The following is a 4,474-nucleotide window of genomic DNA, read 5'->3' as shown; positions in this document are numbered from 1 at the left end:
GCGGTGGTAGACCATCACCAGCTCGGCCTTGCCCTTGATACCCAGACCAGGCAATTCGGAGTCGATACCCATGGGACCCAGAAAGCCGAAATGCCCCAGGGCTTCGAGTATTCCGCCACAGCCGCTCAGTTTGGCGTGCAATACCTTGGCCCGGTCCGCTGTAGCTTCCAGCAGGCCCGGCTCGGACTCACCAACGCAGACCCCCTTGAAACCCTGTTCATACATCGACAGGTCGTTGAGAGTGTCCCCGGCTACCAGCACATCATCGAAGTCGGCTTCAAGGTGGGCCACCAGTCGCTTGAGCGTGCTGCCCTTGTTGACCCCGCCCGGCAGCAGGTCCAGATACATGTCGGCGGAAAACAACACATCACAACCGATCTTTTCGGCCACCTGGCGGATCTCGTCGGTCACCGCACCGGGTTGGCAGAAATACGAGCAGCGCCTTTGTTGCGGGACGTTCTGGCGTTCCAGTCCGGCAAAACCGGCCATGGACTGCAGCACAAGTTGCTCGCCAGGCCAGCTCGCTTCGACTTCACTCTGCAGCGGATAGACCGCCTGCAGGGTCTCGCCATCCACCACCGAGGCGCCGACATCACAGATGATGTAATCCGGACGCGGGATCGCCGGATCGGACAGCAGCGGTACCACCACCTCCAGGCCCCGCCCGGTGACGAACACCAGCTTGATACCCGGGTGGGCAGCAATCAGTTGATACAGACGCTGGCGATTGTCCGGATCGCCGCCGAGAAAGGTTCCATCAAGATCAGTGGCCAGAATCATTGGCGGTACTCCTAGGGTCTGATTGAATAGTATCGGATTGATCAGCGTATGGTTGAACAGCGTCCGGGTGGGCCCCGGGGCTCTTGTGGCGGCTGCCCTGGGTCACCTCGGCGTCTTCCAGCATCATGCCCAGCACCTCATTGGAAGTGCGCACCATAGGAATATAGTGCGCGGGCTCGTCGACAATGCGGTCCGCCCCGCGCCGTGCCTGGTGCAGCGCGTACAGCCCGCAAAGACCGAACATCACCGCGAAGAACAGCGGCAGCGCCAGCGGTACCGTCATGCCCATCAGCCAGCCTGCCAGCGCCGGGCCGACCGCCGCGCCGAGGCCGTGCAGCATCAGCAGGGAGGCGTTGCCGGAAAGAATGTCCTCGTGGTGCAGGTGGTCGATCAGATGCGCCACCGCCGCCGGATACACGGCAAAGGAACCGCCACCGAACACCGCCGCCGCCAGGAGCAGCCACTGGCCGAACTGGCCCAGCAGCGCCATCAGCAAGCCGCCAGCCACCGCAATGGCCGAGATAATCGCCAGGGCCATGCGCCGGTCAATCTGATCGGACAACATACCCAGCGGCCACTGCAACGCGGCACCGGCGATAATGACCAGGGAAACGAAGGTAGCAATCTGCGCGGTATCCATACCCATGCGGCCGGCATATACCGCGCCCAGACCCCAGAAGCCGCCCATGGCCAACCCAGACAACAGCGCGGCGCTGCATGCCACCGGCGCCGCCTCCCAGAGCCGACGCAGGGATAACCCCCGGGTGTTGCCGATCACCGGCTGCGATAACCGAGTCGCCACCACCGGCATCAGGGCCGCGGTAATCAGAATTGCTGTCAGGGCAAAGAGGCTGAAGGCCATCGGACTGTCCAGACGCAGCAGCTGCTGGGCCACCGCGAGCGAGCCAAGGTTCACCGCCATGTAGATAGCGAAGACCTGGCCACGACGTTCCGGCGGCGCCTGGGTATTCAGCCAGCTCTCGATCACGGTGTAGATACCCACCAGTGAAACGCCGAAGATCATCCGCAGGATCAACCAGGTGACCGGATCAACCAGTAGCGCATGCACCAGCGCCGAAACTGACCCGGCAGCCGCGAGGAACGCGAACGCACGTACGTGCCCCATGCGCCGGATCAGTTTCGGGCATAGCCAGGTGCCAAGGATGAAGCCAGCAAAATAGGCCGAGCCAAGCAGGCCCAGCGTCTGGTCGGAGAATCCCTCGCCACTGCCGCGCAGGGCCAGTAGCGTGTTGAGCAGACCGGTACCCAGCAACAGCAGGGCGATACCGGAAAGCAAGGCTGCGATAGGCAGCAGGATCTTAATCATGAAAACTGAATCCCTGTATTGCAAAATGGATTCAGGCAGATGGGGTGTAAAGCGCCGCAAGGGCGAAGTACTTGAAAATTATGTCTTTGTGGAAAAACCATACCCCAGGCGAGCCAGCGTTACCAGTCCAAAAGCACATCAGGGACAGCCCGGACCAGATCCCGAGCATGCAGCGCGTCGCCCGACAGCGCTGGCAACTCTAGCCGAGAGACAGCAGATCGAGCTGACCTGACGCACAAAAAAACCAGGCTCGATGCCTGGCTTCTCATGTATCAGGTCAAGCCGATCACTTCGCCCGTTTCAATTCGCCATAGTCCCCACTCGTGCGCAGCACCAGGGTGATATCGCTGCTGTTGCGGTTGCGAAAAAACCAGCCATGATTGCCGGTAAATGCGGCCTTCAATTCGCCCTCATCCTCCGCAACGCCCCGACCCTTTTCATAGGAAATGGAGCGACCACTACCGTCGCCATGGGTGTCATAGTTAATAGGGCCACCCTCCGAAACCCAATGAAAATTGGCCAGGGCACCCTCTTCCATGGTCAATTTGTATTCAGTGCCTTCGCCCGGCGTCAGAACCACACGCACCTCGTCCTTCCACAGTGATGGCGCAGGAGCCGCCGGCGGAGCCGTCATGGCATCAGACTCGCCCGTCGGCTCGGCTTGAATCTCTTGAGCAACAATCGCCTGCTGAGCAGAGGCTGCCGGCTCAGGACTCAGCTCCTCGGTGGCGGACGGCACGACCGTCAGCTGCGCAGCCTCATCGGCTGCTGCTTCTTCGGCAAGCTGCTGCTTGATTTCACCCATTTGCGTCAAACCGAGCAACCGGCCTGCGCCTGTGGGGTCGATGGCGTACTCGGCGGGCATTACCACCGTGACCAGCAGTACCAGCGCAACGAACGCCGCGACGATGGTGGATCGAATCAGCTTTGCGGAGCTGGGCAGTTCTTCACGTGCGGGCATATCAGTGTTGTACATGAAAGTTCTCCAGAATCAGGCGACAAAATAACCAGTGAGCTGATAACCAATGAGCAGGAAGCCTGCGCCCATCATGGCCACGTTGGCGGTGTAGGCGTGGCGGCAGAAACCGTCAGTCTTGCGCCAGAAACCCATCACGATCAGGATCATGGCCAGAGCGATAAGCTGCCCGATTTCGACACCGACATTGAACGCAAGCAGATTCGGAACCAGGCCATCCGGCGAGATGTTGTATTCGATGATCTTGGATGACAGGCCAAAGCCGTGGAACAGCCCGAAGATCAGGGTTGCAGCCTTGGTGTTGGGCTGAAAGCCGAACCAGCGCTGATACGCGCCCAGGTTATCAAGTGCCTTGTACACCACTGACAGCCCGATGATGGCGTCGATAATGTAGCTGTTGATCCCGATATTGAAATACACCCCCAGCAACATGGTTGCGGAATGACCTATCGCAAAGAGACTCACGTAAATAGCGATGTGCTGCATGCGGTAAAGGAAGAAAATCACCCCCAGCAGGAACAGCAGATGGTCATAACCGGTGACCATGTGTTTGGCCCCCAGATACATGAACGCAACGAGGTTTACCCCGGTAATTTCCTGGATATATCCCTTGTCGCCCTCGGCGACAGCGTGGGCCAGCACTTCAGCGCTCATTCCAAGCAGCCCGAGTGTCAGACAAATCCAGAACAGACGGTGTCCGGCGGCAGTTGCGCGCGCACCCGAAGGCCCGTCAAGCAAAGTTGACAACATAATCACTCCAACAGTTTTGATTTGAAAAGCTGCAACGCCCCGGCACAAGATCACCCGGTAAACCTTGGGCTGACATTCCAGCCGGAACTGGTAACGGCGGTGGACGGCCATAACCTCGGCAAGCTTGTCGATCCGAACGTGAATTATCGGGGTGCAAGAGCATACCACTGCGCCCCGCTTTGTGCCGGCCTCACTATTGGCACATGAAGGCCCATAGCGGCTACACTTGTCTGAACAAGCATCAGTGAACCGCCCTCACAATCAGCATCCGGACCAATCCATGTCGACGCCCAGAACACTTGCCAGAAAGCTGTTTGCCCCTCTTCTCGATAAACTCGAGGGCGGTGATCAGCCCCATCGCTACACACCCAAAGCACGACTGATTCTCTGGGTCACCGGCCTACTGTTTCTCGGCCTGGCAACCGGGCTGGCGGTGTTTCTGCCCAAAGGAACTGATCCGGCTGTAATGATTCCAATTGGTATCTTCGGCCTGGTCGGCCTTTTCGCTGTGGTGGTCGCCTGGCTCGGCTCCGAGCGCGCCGTGGCCCGGGTCTGGGGCTCGCGCTGACAGCTGCCGCCATGCCGTCAAAGCAACAGGAGACATACCGATGACCAACAAGACATTGCTTATCGTCGCCCAT

The 4,474-nt window shown here is 59.5% G+C and carries 6 protein-coding genes; 2 read left to right on the top strand and 4 right to left on the bottom strand.

The genetic code is table 11. The annotated features are described in order from the left end of the window. Both ABYA88_RS15460 and ABYA88_RS15455 read right to left on the bottom strand, forming a co-directional pair. Positions 1 to 780, bottom strand: a 780-nt coding sequence (locus ABYA88_RS15460) for an HAD-IIB family hydrolase (protein ID WP_373188279.1), incomplete at its 3' end; no start/stop codon positions are given. Continuing rightward, positions 764 to 2,107, bottom strand: a complete 1,344-nt coding sequence (locus tag ABYA88_RS15455) for an MFS transporter (protein ID WP_373188278.1) — start codon at positions 2,105 to 2,107, stop codon at positions 764 to 766. The genes ABYA88_RS15460 and ABYA88_RS15455, both read right to left, overlap by 17 nt. Between ABYA88_RS15455 and ABYA88_RS15450 the strand changes: the two genes are divergently transcribed. Then, the gene (locus ABYA88_RS15450) at positions 2,106 to 2,339 is read left to right on the top strand and encodes a hypothetical protein (protein ID WP_373188277.1); all 234 of its coding nucleotides are present in this window, start codon (positions 2,106 to 2,108) and stop codon (positions 2,337 to 2,339) included. The two genes, ABYA88_RS15455 and ABYA88_RS15450, sit on opposite strands and share 2 nt — an antisense overlap. 54 nt (positions 2,340 to 2,393) lie before the next feature. Here the strand turns inward: ABYA88_RS15450 and ABYA88_RS15445 are convergent, their stop codons facing one another. Then, positions 2,394 to 3,083: a hypothetical protein gene (locus tag ABYA88_RS15445; RefSeq protein WP_373188276.1), complete on the bottom strand. Its 690-nt coding sequence runs from the start codon at positions 3,081 to 3,083 to the stop codon at positions 2,394 to 2,396. Positions 3,084 to 3,098: 15 nt separating this feature from the next. After that, on the bottom strand, positions 3,099 to 3,833 hold the full coding sequence (locus tag ABYA88_RS15440) for a HupE/UreJ family protein (RefSeq protein WP_373188275.1): 735 nt from the start codon (positions 3,831 to 3,833) through the stop codon (positions 3,099 to 3,101). A 280-nt stretch (positions 3,834 to 4,113) separates the two neighbouring features. On the opposite strand from ABYA88_RS15440, the gene ABYA88_RS15435 reads away from it, so the two are divergent. Then, positions 4,114 to 4,401, top strand: a complete 288-nt coding sequence (locus ABYA88_RS15435; RefSeq protein ID WP_373188274.1) for a hypothetical protein — start codon at positions 4,114 to 4,116, stop codon at positions 4,399 to 4,401. Positions 4,402 to 4,474 lie beyond the last annotated feature (73 nt).

Origin of the sequence: Halopseudomonas sp. (assembly GCF_041579695.1) — a bacterium.
Taxonomy (GTDB): domain Bacteria; phylum Pseudomonadota; class Gammaproteobacteria; order Pseudomonadales; family Pseudomonadaceae; genus Halopseudomonas.
The sequence above is the reverse complement of the archived record's forward strand: the minus strand, read 5'-3'. Positions and strand labels throughout refer to the sequence as shown.